The following is a 1961-nucleotide window of genomic DNA, read 5'->3' as shown; positions in this document are numbered from 1 at the left end:
GATTCCGGCTGTCCGGCTGCGATGGGGTCGTCCACGTCGATGACCGCCTGCTCGAACTGCGAGCGGTACAGACGCCAGTATGCGCCCTCCGCCGCGATGAGCTCGTCGTGGGTGCCCTGCTCGACGATGTCGCCGTGCTCCATCACGAGGATCAGATCCGCGTCGCGGATCGTGGAGAGCCGGTGGGCGATGACGAACGAGGTGCGCCCCTCGCGCAGCGCGGACATGGCGTGCTGGAGGAGCAGCTCGGTGCGCGTGTCGACCGAGGACGTCGCCTCGTCGAGGATCAGCAGCGACGGGTCGGCGACGAAGGCGCGCGCGATCGTGATGAGCTGCTTCTCGCCGGCCGAGACGTTGGACGCCTCCTCGTCGAGGACGGTGTCGTAGCCGTCAGGAAGCGAGTGCACGAACCGGTCGACGCGGGTGGCGCGCGCGGCCTCGACGATCTCTTCGTCGGTGGCCGACTCACGCCCGTACCGGATGTTCTCTCGGATCGTGCCGGCGAACAGCCACGGGTCCTGGAGCACCATTCCGGTCCGCGAGCGGACCTCGTGCCGGGTGAGCTTCGAGATGTCCTGCCCGTCCAGGAGGATGCGGCCGCCGTCGAGCTCGTAGAACCGCATGAGGAGGTTCACGAGCGTCGTCTTGCCGGCGCCCGTGGGCCCGACGATCGCGACCGTCTGACCGGGCTCGACGCGGAATGACAGGTCGGTGATGAGCGGGCGATCGGGGCTGTACGAGAACCGCACGTGCTCGAACTCGATCACGCCGCGTCCTGTGCCGTCGAGCGACGGCGAGTCTGCGGCATCCGGCTCCTGCTCCTCCTCGTCGAGCAGCTCGAACACGCGCTCGGCCGAGGCGGTGCCGGACTGGACGACGGCGGCCATGCCGCCCAGCTCCGACAGGGGCTGGGTGAACTGCTGCGAGTACTGGATGAACGCCTGGACGTCGCCCAGGCGCAGCTGGCCGGAGATCACCAGGAGGCCGCCGAGCACCGCGATGCCGACGTAGATGAGACTGCCGACGAAGGTCATCCCCGGGAAGATCATGCCGGAGAGGAACTGGGCCTTGAAGCTCGCCTGGAACAGGTCGTCGTTCTCGGCGGCGAACTTCTCGCGCGAGTCCTGCTCGCGACCGAAGACCCGCACGAGGGCGTGGCCGGAGAACGACTCCTCCACCCTGGCGTTGAGGCGGCCGACCTTCTTCCACTGCGTCTGGAAGGCCTTCTGGGAGCGCGGTCCGATGATGCCGAAGATGACGCCCATGAGCGGCAGCGCCACCAGCGCGACGAGGGCCAGCTGCCAGGAGATCGAGAACATCATGATGAGCACGCCGACAACCGTCAGCACAGAGGTCAGCGCGCCGGAGAGCGACTGCTGCATCATCTGCGTGATGTTGTCGATGTCGTTCGTGACCCGCGAGATCAGCTCGCCACGCTGCACCTTGTCGAAGTACGCCAGCGGCAGCCGGTTGATCTTGGCCTCGACCTGCTCGCGCAGTCGCCACATGGTGCGCACCATGATCACGTTGATGACGTAGCCCTGCACCCAGCTCAGCAGCGCGGAGACCACGTAGATGACGAGCACCCACAGGATGACGTAGCGGAGCTTCTCGAAGTCGACCCCGGCGCCGACCTGGAAGTCCTGCATGGCGGCGACCATGTTGGCGAAGTCGGTCTGGCCGGCGGCGCGCAGCGCCTCGACCACCTGCTCCTGGGTCGCGTTCGGTGGGAACTGGTCGCCCAGCATGGACGAGACCACACCCTCGAACACGATGTTCGTCGCCTCGCCGAGGATCTTCGGTGCGATCACCGCGAGCACGACGCCGACGGCTCCGGCCAGCGAGACGAGCGTGAAGGCGAGGGCATGGGGCTTGAGCAGACCGAGCAGACGCGCGAAGCTCGGGCCGAAGCGCGCAGCCTTGCCGGGCGCGACGCTCCCCCAGTCGCCGGAGTTCACCCG

The 1961-nt window shown here is 67.7% G+C and carries 1 protein-coding gene; it reads right to left on the bottom strand.

The annotated features are described in order from the left end of the window. The coding region (locus ACIWQI_RS14105; RefSeq protein WP_396658341.1) for an ABC transporter ATP-binding protein at positions 1-1961 on the bottom strand (1961 nt) is incomplete at both ends.

It is taken from the genome of Microbacterium sp., from assembly GCF_044508325.1.
GTDB lineage: Bacteria > Actinomycetota > Actinomycetes > Actinomycetales > Microbacteriaceae > Microbacterium.
Note: the sequence above shows the minus strand (reverse complement) of the source record. Positions and strands in the feature narration are given on the sequence as shown.